The organism is Azospirillum formosense, assembly GCF_040500525.1.
In the GTDB taxonomy this organism is placed as follows: Bacteria; Pseudomonadota; Alphaproteobacteria; order Azospirillales; family Azospirillaceae; genus Azospirillum; species Azospirillum formosense_A.
This window is the reverse complement of sequence record NZ_CP159403.1, coordinates 1,138,519-1,154,375: the sequence shown is the minus strand read 5'-3', so window position 1 is coordinate 1,154,375 and position 15,857 is coordinate 1,138,519. Positions and strand designations below refer to the sequence as shown.

At 69.0% G+C, this 15,857-nt stretch carries 11 protein-coding genes; 10 read left to right on the top strand and 1 reads right to left on the bottom strand.

Translation table 11 applies throughout. From position 1 onward, the window contains the following. Window positions 1–115 precede the first annotated feature (115 nt). From ABVN73_RS18415 to pflB, 8 genes are all read left to right on the top strand, one after another. Window positions 116–1,417: a dicarboxylate/amino acid:cation symporter gene (locus ABVN73_RS18415; protein ID WP_353859715.1), complete on the top strand. Its 1,302-nt coding sequence runs from the start codon at window positions 116–118 to the stop codon at window positions 1,415–1,417. Window positions 1,418–1,581: 164 nt separating this feature from the next. Beyond that, entirely contained in the window at window positions 1,582–3,900 is a 2,319-nt protein-coding gene (locus ABVN73_RS18410) for an NADP-dependent malic enzyme (RefSeq protein WP_353859714.1), read from the top strand. Window positions 3,901–4,006: 106 nt separating this feature from the next. Further along, entirely contained in the window at window positions 4,007–5,662 is a 1,656-nt protein-coding gene (locus ABVN73_RS18405) for a tetratricopeptide repeat protein (protein ID WP_353859713.1), read from the top strand. Window positions 5,663–5,826: 164 nt separating this feature from the next. Beyond that, window positions 5,827–6,474: a hypothetical protein gene (locus ABVN73_RS18400; RefSeq protein ID WP_353859712.1), complete on the top strand. Its 648-nt coding sequence runs from the start codon at window positions 5,827–5,829 to the stop codon at window positions 6,472–6,474. Between the two features lie 160 nt (window positions 6,475–6,634). Continuing rightward, window positions 6,635–7,918 (top strand): paraquat-inducible protein A, encoded by a 1,284-nt coding sequence (locus ABVN73_RS18395; protein ID WP_353859711.1) that lies wholly within the window; start codon window positions 6,635–6,637, stop codon window positions 7,916–7,918. After that, window positions 7,911–9,605 (top strand): MlaD family protein, encoded by a 1,695-nt coding sequence (locus tag ABVN73_RS18390; RefSeq protein WP_353859710.1) that lies wholly within the window; start codon window positions 7,911–7,913, stop codon window positions 9,603–9,605. Before ABVN73_RS18395 ends, ABVN73_RS18390 begins: the two co-directional genes overlap by 8 nt. 8 nt (window positions 9,606–9,613) lie before the next feature. Beyond that, complete coding sequence (locus ABVN73_RS18385) at window positions 9,614–10,225, top strand: PqiC family protein (RefSeq protein WP_353859709.1); 612 nt, start codon at window positions 9,614–9,616, stop codon at window positions 10,223–10,225. A 310-nt stretch (window positions 10,226–10,535) separates the two neighbouring features. Beyond that, window positions 10,536–12,818 (top strand): formate C-acetyltransferase, encoded by a 2,283-nt coding sequence (gene pflB, locus ABVN73_RS18380; protein WP_353859708.1) that lies wholly within the window; start codon window positions 10,536–10,538, stop codon window positions 12,816–12,818. 148 nt (window positions 12,819–12,966) lie between these two features. Here the strand turns inward: pflB and ABVN73_RS18375 are convergent, their stop codons facing one another. Beyond that, window positions 12,967–14,403: a sigma 54-interacting transcriptional regulator gene (locus ABVN73_RS18375; protein WP_353859707.1), complete on the bottom strand. Its 1,437-nt coding sequence runs from the start codon at window positions 14,401–14,403 to the stop codon at window positions 12,967–12,969. Between the two features lie 215 nt (window positions 14,404–14,618). Between ABVN73_RS18375 and ABVN73_RS18370 the strand changes: the two genes are divergently transcribed. Both ABVN73_RS18370 and ABVN73_RS18365 read left to right on the top strand, forming a co-directional pair. After that, window positions 14,619–15,194: a sigma-70 family RNA polymerase sigma factor gene (locus ABVN73_RS18370; RefSeq protein WP_353859706.1), complete on the top strand. Its 576-nt coding sequence runs from the start codon at window positions 14,619–14,621 to the stop codon at window positions 15,192–15,194. Next, complete coding sequence (locus tag ABVN73_RS18365) at window positions 15,191–15,847, top strand: ChrR family anti-sigma-E factor (protein WP_353859705.1); 657 nt, start codon at window positions 15,191–15,193, stop codon at window positions 15,845–15,847. Before ABVN73_RS18370 ends, ABVN73_RS18365 begins: the two co-directional genes overlap by 4 nt. The last annotated feature ends 10 nt before the right edge of the window (window positions 15,848–15,857 follow it).

The following is a 15,857-nucleotide window of genomic DNA, read 5'->3' as shown; positions in this document are numbered from 1 at the left end:
ATTCCTCACTTTTGTTTTTGGCACACCGCTTGCTTTGACAAGGGCATGACGGGCAGGCCGCCGACCGCGAGACAAGAGCGGCAGCCCATTTCAGGAACGCCACGAGGAGACGACCATGCACGCCCAAGGGCAGCCCCAGAAAAAGCCATTCTACACGAACCTGACCGTCCAGGTTCTGACCGCGATCACCATCGGCATCCTGCTCGGCCATTTCTATCCGGCTCTTGCGGTGCAGATGAAACCGCTGGGCGACGTCTTCATCAAGATGATCAAGATGGTCATCGGTCCGATCGTCTTCCTGACCGTGGTCACCGGCATCTCCTCGATCGGCGATATGAAGAAGGTCGGCAAGGTCGGCGGCAAGGCGATCCTGTACTTCGAGATCGTCACCACCTTCGCCCTGGGTCTCGGCCTGCTGGTCGTCAATCTGGTGAGGCCGGGCTCGGGGATGAACATCCAGGCCGGTTCGCTGAAGGCCGACGCCGTCGCCAAATACGCGACCGAGGCTCAGAACCACACCACCATCGATTTCCTGGTCAACATCGTCCCGGACAACGTCGTCGGCGCCTTCGTCAAGGGCGACATGCTGCAGATCCTGTTCTTCGCGGTGATCTTCGGCGTCGCGCTGTCCGCCATGGGCCAGAAGGGCAAGGTGGTCGAGGACCTGTTCGAGAAGGTGTCGCACGCCCTGTTCGGCGTGATCGGCATCCTGATGCGCGTCGCTCCGCTGGGCGCCTTCGGTGCCATGTCCTTCACCATCGGCAAGTACGGCGTGTCGTCGCTGACCTCGCTCGGCCAGCTGATGGCGGCGGTCTACATCACCATGGCGCTGTTCGTCTTCGTCGTGCTGGGCAGCATCGCCCGCCTGTACAACTTCAGCCTCCTGACCTTCCTGCGCTACATCAAGGACGAGCTGCTGATCGTGCTCGGCACCTCCTCGTCGGAGTCCGTGCTGCCGCGCATGATGGAGAAGATGCAGAAGTTCGGGTGCTCCAAGCACGTCGTCGGCCTCGTCATCCCCACCGGCTACTCGTTCAACCTCGACGGCACCTCGATCTACCTGTCGATGGCCGCGATCTTCATCGCCCAGGCCTTCAACATCGACCTGACGATCTGGCAGCAGCTGACCATCCTCGGCCTGCTGATGCTGACCTCGAAGGGCGCGGCGGCGGTCACTGGCGGCGGCTTCGTGACGCTGGCGGCCACCCTGTCGGCCACCGGCCATCTGCCGATCGAAGGTCTGGCGCTGCTGCTGGGCGTCGACCGCTTCATGTCGGAGGCCCGCGCCATCACCAACCTGATCGGCAACGGCGTCGCCACCATCGTGGTCGCCAAGATGGAAGGCGAGTTCGACGAGAGCAAGGCGGTCGCCGAGTACCAGGAGCACTTCAAGGAACCCGCCCTGGCCCGCATCTGACGCGGGTCCGGCCTCCGGTCCTTGGAGGTGAAAAGGAGAGGGCGGTCCGCCACGGGCTGCCCCTTTCCCATTCCGGTGCCCGGGCAATTCGGGTATAAGCCGGAGGGGAAACAGTTCGTCGTTCGGCAAATTAACTGAAATCAAGTTAAAAGGGGAGAGGACGTATGTCCGGCGACTTCGACGCGATGGCGCTTGAGTACCACCGGAATCCGAAGCCCGGTAAGTTGGCGATCGTCGCCACCAAGCCCATGGCGAACCAGCGCGACCTCGCCCTGGCCTATTCGCCGGGCGTGGCCGCGGCGTCCAGCGCCATCGCCGCCGATCCGGCGCAGGCCGCCGAGCTGACGGCCCGCGCCAACCTCGTGGCGGTCGTCACCAACGGCACGGCGGTGCTGGGGCTGGGCGACATCGGCCCGATGGCCGCCAAGCCGGTCATGGAGGGCAAGGCCGTCCTCTTCAAGAAGTTCGCCGGCATCGACTGCTTCGACCTGGAGCTGAACGAGAAGGACGTCGACGGGCTGGTCGACACCATCGTCCGGCTGGAGCCGACCTTCGGCGCCATCAACCTCGAAGACATCGCCGCCCCCGCCTGCTTCGAGGTGGAGCGCCGCTGCCGCGAGCGGATGAAGATCCCGGTCTTCCACGACGACCAGCACGGCACCGCCATCGTGGTGGGTGCGGCCGTCCTCAACGGGCTGAAGCTGGTCGGCAAGGACATTTCCACCGTCAAGGTCGTCTCCACTGGCGGCGGCGCCGCGGGCATCGCCTGCCTGGACCTGATGCTCAGCCTGGGCGTGAAGCGCGAGAACGTCTGGCTGGTCGACCGCATCGGCGTGGTCCACAAGGGCCGCAACGAGGAGATGAACCCCTACAAGGACGCCTACGCGCAGGACACCGACGCCCGCGTGCTGGACGACGTCATCGACGGGGCGGACATCTTCCTCGGCCTGTCGGGCGCCAAGGTGCTGAAGCCGGAGATGCTGGTCCGCATGGCCGACAAGCCGCTGGTGCTGGCGCTGGCCAACCCGGAGCCGGAGATCATGCCGGACCTCGCCCGGCAGGCCCGCCCCGACGCCATCATCGCCACCGGCCGCTCGGACTTCCCCAACCAGGTCAACAACGTTCTGTGCTTCCCCTTCATCTTCCGCGGCGCGCTCGACGTCGGCGCGACGACGGTGAACGAGGAGATGAAGATCGCCGCCACCCACGCCATGGCCAGCCTCGCCCAGGCCGAGCCGTCGGACGTGGTGGCCGCCGCCTATGTGGGTGAGAACCTGCGCTTCGGCCCGGACTACATCCTGCCCAAGCCCTTCGACCCGCGCCTGGTGATCGAGGTGTCCTCGGCGGTGGCCAAGGCCGCCATGGAGTCGGGCGTGGCGACGCGGCCGATCGCCGATTTCCGCGCCTACCGCGACAGCCTCGGCCAGTATGTCTTCCGCTCCGGCCTCGTCATGAAGCCGGTCATCACCAAGGCGAAGGCGGCGCCCAAGCGCATCGTCTACGCCGAGGGCGAGGAGCCGCGCGTCCTGCGCTGCGCCCAGGTGGTGGTGGACGACGGCATCGCCCACCCGATCCTGCTCGGCCGCGCCGACGTGATCGAGCGGACGATCGCCGACATGGGCCTGCGCATCCGCATCGGCAAGGACGTGGAGGTGATCGAGGCCGCCCGTGACCTGCGCTGCCACAACTACGCCGAGGTCTACCGCCAGCTGATGGGCCGCCGCGGCGTGTCGCCGGCCAACGCGCTGAACGTCGTGCGCACCCAGCCGAGCGTCTTCGGCGCGCTGATGGTCCGCCGGGGCGAGGCCGACGGCATGGTCTGCGGCACCTCGGGCCGCTACGGCGACCACTTCAACCACGTCATGGACGTGATCGGGCTGCGCAAGGGCGTGAAGGTCGCCGGCGCGATGAACGGCCTGATCTCGCAGAAGGGCACGCACTTCATCTGCGACACCTACGTCAACCCCGATCCGACCGCCGAGCAGGTGGCCGAGATCGCCCGGCTGGCGGCGGAGGAGGTGAAGCGCTTCGGCATCGAACCGAAGGTGGCGCTGCTCTCCCACTCCAACTTCGGCAGCGCCGACACGCCGTCGGCCCGCAAGATGCGGCTGGCCTACCAGCTCATCGCCGATGAGAATCCCGACCTGGAGGTGGACGGCGAGATGCACGCCGACGCCGCCCTGTCGGAGGTGCTGCGCAAGGGCGTGCTGCCCGACAGCCGCCTGAAGGGCGAGGCGAACCTGCTGGTCATGCCGACCCTGGACGCCGCCAACATCGCCTTCAACATGCTGAAGATCATGGCCGACGCGCAGAATGTCGGGCCGATGCTGCTGGGCGCCGCGCGCCCCGTGCACATCGTCACCCCGTCGGTGACGACGCGCGGTCTGGTCAACATGACGGCGGTGGCGGTGGTCGACGCCCAGCTCGCCGCCCCGGTCAACGCCGCCCCGCGTCCGCCGGCGCTGCAGGACGGCGAGGACTGAGCAACCGAGAAACCGCGGGGCCGGACGGCGCTTGCGCCGCTCCGGTTCCGCGGGCCACTCTGCCGGGATGAGTCCCGACGCCCCTACCCGCGATGACATCTCCAGTTTGACGGCCCAGGCCGCCCGCCATCACGCCGAAGGTCGGCTGGCCGAGGCGGTGACCGCCTACACCGACGCCTTGCGGCTGGATCGCCGAAACCCGGCGTTGCTCTCCGGCTTCGGGCTGGTGCTGCGCGATCTCGGGCAGATCGACGGGGCCGCCACATGCTTCGAGGCGGCCTTCGCCCTCGATCCCGGATGCGTGGACGCGGCCGACAGCTTGGGCACGCTGCGCGCCGGTCAGGGCCGCTTCGCGGAGGCCGAAGCCTGCCACCGCGCCGCCCTGGTCCACTGCGCCGACCGAGCTCCGTTCTGGAACAATCTGGCCAACGCGCTGAGCCGGCAGGGCCGCGCAGCCGCCGCCCTGGCGGCGTGGCGGCGCGCCGTCCTGCTCGACCCGGCGCTGCCGGAGGCTCTCTCCAACCTCGGTGGCGGGCTGTGCGACGCCGAGCGTCTGGACGAGGCCGAGCGGACACACCGCCGCGCCCTGCGGCTGATGCCGGATGAGCCCCAGGCCAACAACAACTTCGGCCACGCGCTGCAGGCCCGGCTCCGCCACGCGGAGGCGGCCCGCTGGTTCCGCCGTGCGCTGGCGCTCGACCCCGGCTACGCGGCGGCGCTCTGCAATCTTGGGCTGGCGGTGCAGCGCCTGGGCGACGGGACGCTTGCGGAGCGTCTGTACGGGCGGGCGCTGCGCGCGACGCCCGATCTGCCTCTGGCCCGGTTCAACCGCGGCCTGCTGCGGCTGGAGCGCGGCGATCTGGCCGAGGGTTGGGCCGGCTATGGCTGGCGCTTCGCGTCCGGTCAGGCGGGCGGGACGCGTCCGCCGCGGCTGCCCGCCTGGCGTGGCGAGGATCTCGCGGGCAAGCGCCTGCTGGTCTGGGGAGAGCAGGGGGTGGGCGACACCATCCTGTTCTCCTCCCTCTGCGGGGAGGCCATCGCCCGCGCCCGTTCCGTGGTGATCGAGACCGACCGGCGGCTGGTGCCGCTGTTCGCCCGCTCCTTTCCCGCCGCGCTGGTCCGTCCGCACGGCCCCGGCGCGGCGGCCGTGCCCGATTGCGACCTGCACACGCCCATCGGTTCCCTGGCGCGGGTCTTCCGCCGCGACCTGTCCGCCTTCCCCGGGCCGGCCGGCGGCTGGCTGGTCCCCGACCCGGCGCGGGTGGCGCTCTGGCGGGAGCGGGTGGCGACGCTCGGCCCCGGCCTTCGCGTGGGGATCGGCTGGCGCAGCGCGCTGGTGACCGAATCGCGCCGCGCCGCCTACAGCCGGCTCGACCAGTGGGGCGCGCTGTTCGCCGTGCCGGGCGTGGTCTTCGTCACCCTCCAGCATGGCGCGTGCGAGGCCGAGCGGGTTGCGGCGGAGGATCTGTTCGGCGTCGCCATCCACCGCTGGGACGATCTCGACCTGACCGACGATTTCGACGGGACGGCCGCGCTGATGGCGAACCTGGATCTGGTGATCGCGCCCGCCACGGCGGTGGGGGAACTGGCGGCGGCGCTCGGCGTGCCGGTCTGGCGCTTCGGCGGACGGGACTGGACCCAGCTCGGCACCGCGGTGCGCCCCTGGTTCCCGGCGCAGCGTCTCTTCCAACCGCAAGGCGGCGAGGACACCCCTGGCGTGTTGAGGCGGATGGCCGGACAACTGGATTCCCGCCTTATCTGAAATTTGGGCGAAAAACAATTCGCAACTTTACATTCTTTGCGGTAAAGTGAGGGTCGAGCGATCCATTCGTGCTTCCCCGTCCGGGGGCGCGCCTGATGGGAGAGGGTGCCATGTCAGACGCAATGGCCGGCGTTGGTCAGATGGTCGCGGACCTTAACAAGTCCGTGTCCGCTGCCGTCGAACGCCTGAACGCCCAGCGCGAGGCTGAGGCCGCCGCAGCCGGCAACGTGCAGGAATTCCGCAAGGACGTCCGCAAGTCCTCCGTCAACACCCCCGGCTTCGCCACGGACATGGGCGTTCTCGCCAAGAACGTGACGCGCCTGAACGTGGTCGGCGCTCTGGGCGCCGACGATCCCGTCGATTTCTACAAATTCCGCGTGACGACCAAGGGCGAGGTGACCCTGGGGCAGGTCGGCGACGAGGGGTTGCGCGTCCAGGTGATGTCCAAGTTCGGCACCGTTCTGGCCGACAGCGACAAGAGCGCCGGAAAGAACTACGACGCCTTCAAGAGCATGATGCAGGGCGAGTACGAACTCGACCGTGGCGACTACACGCTGCGCCTGACGCGCGAGAAGGGGCAGTCGCCCAAGGACGCCAAGAACTACGCCATCCAGCTCAGCATGGGCAAATACACCCAGGACTACGACACGGTCGCCAAGGCGCCGAAGAAGGGCGAAAGCCCGTTCAACCTCTCCAGCGGCCAGCAGGCCATGCTGGACGGGCTGAACCAGGCGGCGGCGAGCCTGAACTCGATCCCCACCGGCCAGACCGGCACGCAGAAGTTGATGGGCAGCTTCAATCTGTTCGTCTGACCAAATCCCATCCCCCGCCGAACGCCCAAGCCCTTTCCCCGCCCACGGGGGAAGGGCTTTTTCCATCCGGGGTTCCCGGTCCACCCCGGTCGGTGCTCCTCCGCCGGCGCACCCCGCATTCGGCGGACCTTTCGCCCGTGGGAAATGTTAAGCCAACGCTATGACCGCACCGGACCATCCAATCCTGCTTTGCCACGACTGCGACGCGCCGCACGCCTTGCCGCCGGCCCTGCCCGGCCATCGCGCGGAATGCCACCGCTGCGGGGCGGTGCTGCGCCATTTCCGGACCGGTGGGCTGGGGCACGCGGTGGCCCTCGCCATCGCCTCGACGATCCTGTTCGTCACCGCCAACCTGTTCCCGATCCTGACCTTCGAGCTGGAGGGGCGGGCGCAGACGGCGACCCTGCTCAGCGGTTCGCTGGCGCTGTGGGATGGCGGCTACGAGGAGCTGAGCGTCCTGGTCTTCTTCGTGCTGTTCCTGGCGCCGCTGGCGCAGGTGCTCGGCACGCTCTACGTCGTGATGCCGCTCGCCGCCGGGCGGACGCCGGCGCCGGGCGCGGCCTGGACCTTCCGGACGGTGGCGCGGCTGCGCCGCTGGGCGATGGCGGAGGTCTTCCTGCTCGGCCTGATCGTCGCCTATGTGAAGCTGTCCGACTTGGCCGAGCTGGAGCCGGGAGCGTCGCTGGCCGCCCTGGTCGCCTTCATCCTGGTGCAGGTGTGGGGAGAGGCGTCGCTCAGCCCCTTCGAGGTGTGGGAGCGGATCGCCCCGCAGACCCGCGTCGCCCAGGCGGCCAACGCCGACCCGGAGCGGCTGACCGCCTGCCACGACTGCCATCAGGTGGTCGCCAGAGCGGAAGGCGCCGGTTCCGAGGGAACGTGCCCGCGCTGCGGCGCCCGTCTGCACCACCGCAAGCCGAACAGCCTGCCGCGCGGCTGGGCGCTGATCGCCGCGGCGACGATCCTCTACATTCCGGCCAACCTGCTGCCGATCATGACGGTGGTCTATTTCGGCGCCGGCCAGCCCGACACCATCCTCTCCGGCGTGGAGGCGCTGATCGCGGCGGAGATGTGGCCGGTGGCTCTGCTGGTCTTCTTCGCCAGCATCACCGTGCCGGTGCTGAAGCTGATCGGGCTGGCCTATCTGCTGTGGACGGTGCAGCGGGGCTCGCCGAAGCGGAAACGCGACCGCACGCGGCTCTACCGCCTGATCGAGGGCGTCGGGCGCTGGTCCATGGTGGACATCTTCATGATCTCGCTCCTGGCGGCGCTGGTGCAGTTGGGCGCCATCGCCACCATCCACGCGGAGCTGGGCGCCGTCGCCTTCGCCGCGGTCGTCATCATCACCATGCTGGCGTCGGAGTCCTTCGACCCGCGGCTGATCTGGGATGCGCCGCCGCGGCGGACGCAGCGGCAGGACACTCCTATGATTGATGCCCATGACTGATCCGAATTCCACCGTGGAGCCGGCCAGCCCGGTGATCCGCCGCCGCCGCGGTCTGCCGCTGATCTGGCTGGTGCCGCTGATCGCCGCGCTGATCGGCGGCTGGCTGGCCTGGAAGACCCTGAACGAGCGCGGGCCGACCATCACCATCACCTTCGACACGGCGGAGGGGCTGGAACCCGGCAAGACCCGCGTGCGCTATCGCGACGTGGATGTCGGGACTGTGCAGGGTGTGGCGGTCTCGCCCGACCTGGCGAACGTCATCGTCACCGTGCGCATGGTGAAGGGAGCGGCCTCCTACCTCAACGACCGGACGAGCTTCTGGGTGGTCAAGCCGCGGCTGGGCTTCGGCGGCGTCTCGGGCCTCGGCACGCTGGTCTCGGGCGCCTACATCGGCATGGACCCGGGTACCGGAAACGGCGAGGCGCTCACCGCCTTCCGCGGGCTGGAGGAGCCGCCGCTGATCCGTTCCAGCTCGCCGGGCCGGCGCTTCGCGCTGCGCGCCGACCGTCTGGGCGGCCTCGGGCCGGGAGCGCCGATCTACTACCGCGGCATCCAGGTCGGCGAGGTGGTCGGCTATGAGTTCTCCAAGGATTGGCAGTCGCTGACCATCCCGGTCTTCATCCATGCCCCCTACGACCGGATCGTGCGCCCCAACACCCGCTTCTGGAACGCCAGCGGCCTGTCGGTGTCCATCGGGCCGGAGGGGCCGACGGTGGCGCTGGAATCGCTGCAGTCGCTGGCGACCGGCGGCGTGTCCTTCGAGACCCCCGGCCTTGGCGGTCCCGGCGACAACGGCGAGATCGCGGCGGAGGGCACGGACTTCCCCCTCTACGAGAACCGCAGCGCCGCCAGCGACGCCCGCTTCACCCGGCGGGTGCCCTTCCTCGTCCATTTCGACGGCTCGGTGCGCGGCCTGCATCCGGGATCGGCCGTGGAGTTCCGCGGCATCCGGGTGGGCGAAGTGACCGACATCCGTCTGGACGTGGACCCGGTGACCGGCAACGCGCGCATCCCGGTTACCCTGAACATCGAGCCGGAGCGGCTGGGCGGCGAACTGCCGGCGGCGCACGACACCGAGGCCGCCTATGCCGGCATGAAGGCTCTGGTGGAGCAGGGACTGCGGGCGCAGCTGCGCACCGGCAACCTGCTGACCGGCGAACTGATCGTGACGTTGGACCTGTTCCCCGACGCCCCGAAGCAGACGATGATTTCCGGCGGCCCCTATCCGGAACTGCCGTCCCAGCCGAACGTGCTCGACACGGCGACCAAGACCGCCACCGACCTGATGAACGAACTGGCCCGCGCACCGATTGCCGAAACGGTGGTGGAACTGCGCTCGACCATCCAGAAGGCCGGCGCCCTGATCGGCTCGCCGGAGGTGGCGCAGGCGATGGTGTCGCTCAGCCGGTCGCTGGCCGAGCTGGAGAAGACGACGCAGGCGCTGGGCAGCGAGGGCGAACCGACCATCCGCGCCCTGCGCGACGTGGCCGAGAACACCTCCAAGCTGGTCCGGCAGGCTGAAAAGACGCTCAGCAGCACCGATGGGCTGGTCAACTCGTCCCGCCCCGCGGTCAATGACCTGCAGGGGCTGGTGCGCGAGCTGACCGCCGCGGCCCGGTCGATCCGCGGCCTGACCGACTATCTCGAACGCCATCCCGAAGCCCTGATCCGGGGCAAACGCGGTTGAGGATTCCCATGGCTCCGATTGCTCACGCCCGTCGCCTTCTGCTGTGCGCCTCCGCTGTGGCCTTGCTGGCCGCCTGCAGCACGCCGCCCAGCCGCTTCTACCATCTGGACGCCGTCGCGCCGGGCGCCGCCCCGCAAGGCGCAGCCCCGTTGCGGGGAAGCGAGGCGCAACGGCGGGTGATCGGTCTGGAGGGGGTGAAGGTTCCCGGCTACCTCGACCGGTCGGAATTGGTGATGCGGGCGCCGGGCAACCGGCTGGTCGTCCGGGAGTTCGACCGCTGGGGCGGCCCCCTCGACGAGATGGTGACCCGCACTCTGCTGCGGAACCTGGAGATGGACCTGCCGGGGGCGGAGGTGGTCGGCCTGCCGCTTCAGCGCGACTTCCCGCTGTCCCAGGTGGTCGAGGTGACGCTGGACCGCTTCGACGCGGCGGAGGACGGGCCGGCGGTCCTGGAGGCGCGCTGGCGCGTCTTCGACCAGAGCGGCGACCGGCTGCGCCGTCTGGGCCACACCGCGGCGCAGGAGCCGGTGGCCGCGGCCGGCGATCCCGGTGCCGTCGCCGACGCGCTCAGCCGCACCCTGGCCCGTCTGGCGCAAGATATCGCAAGCGCCCTGCGCTGACCTGAATCGTCTGTTCTAAATCCCGCGTTCCGAAGGAAAACATTCGAATTCCGGTGGATTGTCTCAAATGCTGCGACGCAAAAGCGGCGCGTTTCTTCAGCTTTTGTGACACGACGTGCCGTGGACGGTGCCCTGCGTATTTCGCAGGGATTGATTGACTGGGATCAATGAGGCTGAAGAGCTTTGGGCGCCTACTGATCGGGCAAGCGCGATGCTTGGCCGGGCGGGTCCGTCCGGTCCGGCGCCGCGCAACGTGGCGCGGCCCCCGCCGGGGAGGGCAGGGACCGCCGCAGACAAACAGAGGCGCGTCATGGATTCCCTGATGTTCGAACCGAAAACCCCCGTTGCCGAAGCCGAGACGCCGAATCCCTGGCGCGGTTTCGCGCCCGGTTCCTGGCGGACCACGGTCGATCTGCGCGATTTCATTGTGAAGAACGTCCGCCCCTACGACGGCGACGGCAGCTTCCTCTCCCCGGCCAGCGACCGCACCCTGTCGCTGTGGAACAAGGTGCGCGATCTCCTGAAGGAGGAGCGCGCGGCCAAGGGCGGGGTTCTCGACGCCGACACGGAGCTGGTGTCCTCCATCGTCAGCCACGCCCCCGGCTATATTGACCGGGAGCTTGAGGTCATCGTCGGGCTGCAGACGGACAAGCCGCTGAAGCGGTCGATCATGCCCTTCGGCGGCTGGCGGATGGTCAAGACGGGCCTGGAGGCCTACGGCTTCAAGCCCTCGCCCAAGCTGGACGACGTGTTCCCGGCGCTGCGCAAGACACACAACGACGGCGTTTTCGACGTCTACACCGAAGAGATGCTGCGCTGCCGCAAGTCGGGGGTCATCACCGGCCTGCCGGACGCCTACGGGCGCGGGCGCATCATCGGCGACTACCGCCGGCTGGCGCTCTACGGCGCCGATTTCCTGATCGAGGACAAGAAGGCCCAGTACAAGAGCCTGGAAGTCGACCGCATCGACGAGCATACGCTGCGTCTGCGCGAGGAGATCACCGAGCAGATCCGGGCGCTGCGCGATCTCGTGACGATGGCCAAGTCCTACGGCTTCGACGTGACCCGCCCGGCGACCAACGCCTTCGAGGCGGTGCAGTGGACCTATCTGGCCTATCTGGCGGCGGTGAAGGAGGCCAATGGTGCCGCCATGTCGCTCGGCCGCGTGTCGAGCTTCCTCGACGTCTACATCGAGCGCGACCTGCGTGAAGGCCGCCTGGACGAGGCGGGCGCCCAGGAGCTGATCGACCAGTTCGTCATCAAGCTGCGGATGGTGCGCTTCCTGCGCACGCCGGAATACGACCAGCTCTTCTCGGGCGACCCGACCTGGGTGACCGAGTGCATCGGCGGCATGGCGCTCGACGGGCGCACGCTGGTCACCAAGGGCAGCTTCCGCATGCTGCACACGCTCCAGAATCTCGGGCCGGCGCCGGAGCCGAACCTGACGGTGCTGTGGTCGGAGAGCCTGCCGGAGGGCTTCAAGGCCTTCTGCGCCGAGACCTCCATCAAGACCTGCTCGGTGCAGTACGAGAACGACGACCTGATGCGGCCCTACTGGGGCGACGACTACGGCATCGCCTGCTGCGTCTCGGCCATGCGCATCGGCAAGCAGATGCAGTTCTTCGGCGCCCGCGCCAACCTCGCCAAGACGCTGCTCTACGCCATCAACGGCGGCCGCGACGAGGTGTCGGGCGAGCAGGTCGGCCCGGCCTTCGCGCCGATCACCGGCGACGTGCTCGACCACGACACGGTGGTCGCCCGCCTGCTGCCGATGATGGAGTGGCTGGCCCGCGCCTACATGAACACGCTCAACGCCATCCACTTCATGCACGACAAGTACATGTACGAGCGGCTGGAGATGGCGCTGCACGACCGCGACGTGCTGCGCACCATGGCCTGCGGCATCGCCGGCCTGAGCGTGGTCGCGGACAGCCTGTCGGCGATCAGGCACGCCACGGTCAAGGTGGTCCGCGACGAGCGCGGCCTTGCCACCGACTTCGTCATCGAGGGCGACTACCCGGCCTTCGGCAACAACGACGACCGGGTCGACGGGATCGCGGTGTGGCTGGTGGAGACCTTCATGGGCCTGCTGCGCAAGCAGAAGGCCTACCGCGACGCGGTGCCCACCCAGTCGGTGCTGACGATCACCTCGAACGTGGTCTACGGCAAGAAGACGGGCAACACGCCGGACGGGCGCAAGGCCGGCCAGCCCTTCGCGCCGGGGGCCAACCCGATGCACGGACGCGACCGCAAGGGGGCGATCGCCTCGATGGCGTCGGTGGCCAAGCTGCCCTACACCCACGCCCAGGACGGCATCAGCTACACCTTCACGATCGTGCCCGGCGCGCTGGGGCCGACCGAGGGTGAGCGGGTGGCCAATCTGGTGGGCATGCTGGACGGCTATTTCGGCCAGGGCGGCCACCACATCAACGTGAACGTCTTCGACCGCGAGACGCTGCTGCACGCCATGGACCATCCGGAGCTGTACCCGCAGCTGACCATCCGGGTGTCGGGCTATGCGGTGAACTTCATCAAGCTGACCCGCGAGCAGCAGATGGACGTCATCAGCCGCACCTTCCACGGCGCGCATTGAAGCGTTGCTGAGCAGCGGCGTGTTGCCCCCTCCCTGACCCTCCCCCGCTGACGCAGGGGAGGGGATGAACTCCCTCTCCTGCGAAGCGGGGGAGGGAAGGGGCCCGCGGCGGAGCCGTGGGAAGGGTGGGAGCCGGACGCCGCCCCCCTTAGACCGCCCCTTGCGTGTCCTCCCTGATCCCCAGCGCCTGCATCCGCTCGTAGAGCGAGGCGCGTGAAATCCCCAACAGCTTGGCGGCCTTCGCCTTCACCCCGCCGGTGCGCGACAGGGCGCCGACGATGGCGGCGCGCTCCGTGTCCTTCAGCACGTCGCTCAAGGGACGGTCACCACCCTCCGCCGGGCGGTCGCCCGAACCGGCGGGACCCGCCGCGCGCGGCAGGGCGCCGCGGATGTGCTCGGCGGTCAGGGCCGCGTCGTCGGTCATCGCCGACACCCGCTCCAGCACGTTGCGCAACTCCCGCACGTTGCCCGGCCAGTCGTAATCCTCCAGCACGGCAATGGCACCGGCGGTCAGTTCCCGAGACGGCGCGGCGGTGGTGAAGGCCAACTCGTCGAGGATGCGGTCGGCGATGCTGCCGATGTCCTCCGTCCGGTCGCGTAGGGGCGGCAGGGTGATCGGCACCACGTTCAAACGGTAATAGAGGTCGGCGCGGAACTGCCGCTCGCGGACCAGGGCGTCGAGGTCGCGGCTGGTCGCCGCGATGACGCGCAGATCGACGCGCACCACCTTGTTGGAGCCGACCGCCTCGAACTCCCGCTCCTGCAGCACGCGCAGCAGCTTGGCCTGGAGCGGCAGCGGCATGTCGCCGATCTCGTCCAGGAACAGGGTGCCGCCGTCGGCCAGCTGGAACTTGCCCTCGCGCATCTTGCGGTCGGCGCCGGTGTAGGCGCCGGGAGCGACGCCGAAAAGCTCCGATTCAAGGAGATTTTCCGGGATCGCCGCGACGTTCACCCCGACAAACGGCGCGTTGGCGCGCGGGCTGGCGGCGTGGATGCCGTGGGCCAGCAACTCCTTGCCGGTGCCGGTCTCGCCCAGCAGCAGGACGGTGCTGTCGAGCTGCGCGGCGCGGCGGGCCAGACGCTTCACCTCGCGCATGGAATCGCTGTTGCCGATCATCTGCGACAGGGAGTACTTCGCGCGCCGCTCCTGCGCCAGCTCCTGGCGGGTGCGGGTCAGCTCCTCCTGAAGCTTCTGGTACTTCGACATCAGCGGGCGCAGCCGGTCGGCCCGGTCGAACAGGGCGAAGCCGATGGCGCCGATCAGCGTCCCGTCCTCCTCGCGCAGCGGCAGGCGGGTCACCACGATGGTCCGTTCCCCGATGTCCATGAGGTCGAGCAGCATGGTCTGCCCGCTCTCCACGACATGGCGCATCTGGCTGTTGGGAATGACCTCCTCCACCGGGCGGCCCAGCGCGTCGTCCGGGTTGCCGGAATAGCCGAGCAACTCCAGATAGCGCTCGCCGATCCAGGCGATCCGCGCGTGCTGGTCGACCACGATCAGCCCGACGCAGGCGTCCGCCAGATGGTGGAACAGCGACTCCACGGCCCGGGCCCGCAAATGTTCGAAGTTCGGTTCGAGGCTCATGCCTTCTTCCTTCTTGGCGGGGGCTCGGCGGGGTGGCGCGGTGGAGGGGGATGCGGACCTAGCATCAAGTGGGGGCACCATACCAGGGAATCCAGTTGGGGAGTGCCCCGCCCGTATGCACGACGGAAAACCTATGCCGAATTACGCCGTGTGCCGCGGGACACCCTGTTGTATGGTGCGCCGAGACTGAGACCGATCGAAGACCATCCACTGGCATGCTGCCGAAGGCCGATTCGAACGACCCGACCATGCCGGACCACGAGCAACTTCTGCTTGCCGTCGCGCGCAACCGCGACTCCACGGCCTTCCGCGCGCTGTTCGATCACTTCGCGCCGCGGATCAAGGCCTACATGCGCCGGCTGGGCGCCGACAGCAGCGCGGCGGAGGAGCTGGTCCAGGACGTCATGATGGCGGTGTGGCTGCGGGCCGACCGCTTCGACCCGGCGCTGGCCAGCGCCTCCACCTGGATCTACACCATCGCCCGCAACCGCCGGATCGACCGCGTCCGGCAGGAGCGGCGGCCCGAGCTTCAGCCCGACGACCTGATGCCGGACGGTGGGGAGGAGCCGACGCCCGACCACCAGTTCGAAGCGGCCGAGACGGCCTTCCGCCTGCGCACGGTGATCGGCAATCTGCCGCCGGAGCAGGCGGACGTGCTGCGGCTCGCCTACTACGAGGACAAGGTTCATGCGGAAATCTCCGCCGAACGCGGCATCCCGCTGGGTACCGTGAAGACCCGCCTGCGGCTGGCCCTCGTCCGCCTGCGCCGGGCCTTCGGGGAGGGGGCATGACCGTGCCGGCCCATCATCCCGCCCCCGAACTGCTGCTCGACTACGCCGCCGGCAGCCTGCGTGTGGTGCAGTCGCTTCTCGTCGCCGCGCATCTCGCCTATTGCCCGGAATGCCGGGCGCAGGTCGCGGAGTTGGAGGCCTGCGGCGGCGTCCTGCTGGCGGAACTGCCGCCGGAGCCGGTGTCCGACACGCTGTTCGGCACCCTGATGACCCGGTTGGGCGATGCGGGCACCGTCCCGCCGCCGCCCGTGCCCGCACCCGCAGAAAGGAGCCTGTTTCCCGGCCCTCTGCGCCGCGTCATCGGGGCGGAGCCGGAGTCGCTGGAGTGGGTGCGCGTCGTCCCGGGCGTCCATCTGTCCGCCTGGGGCCTTGGCGCGGGAACGGCCTCGGCCTGCCTGCTGCGCATGGCGCCGGGCGCGCGGGTGCCGGCCCACCGCCACACCGACAGCGAGATGCTGCTGGTGATGAAGGGCGGCTTCTCCGACGAGTTCGGGGCCTACCGGGTCGGCGACGTGGCGTCCTACGACACCGGCACGCCGCACCACGCCGTGGCCGACGCGGACGGGGAATGCCTGTGCCTGCTGGTGCAGGACCAGCCCCTGGTCTTCACCGGTCCGCTCGGCTGGCTGCTCAATCGGGGTTTCCGCTTCTGAGCGGAATGCT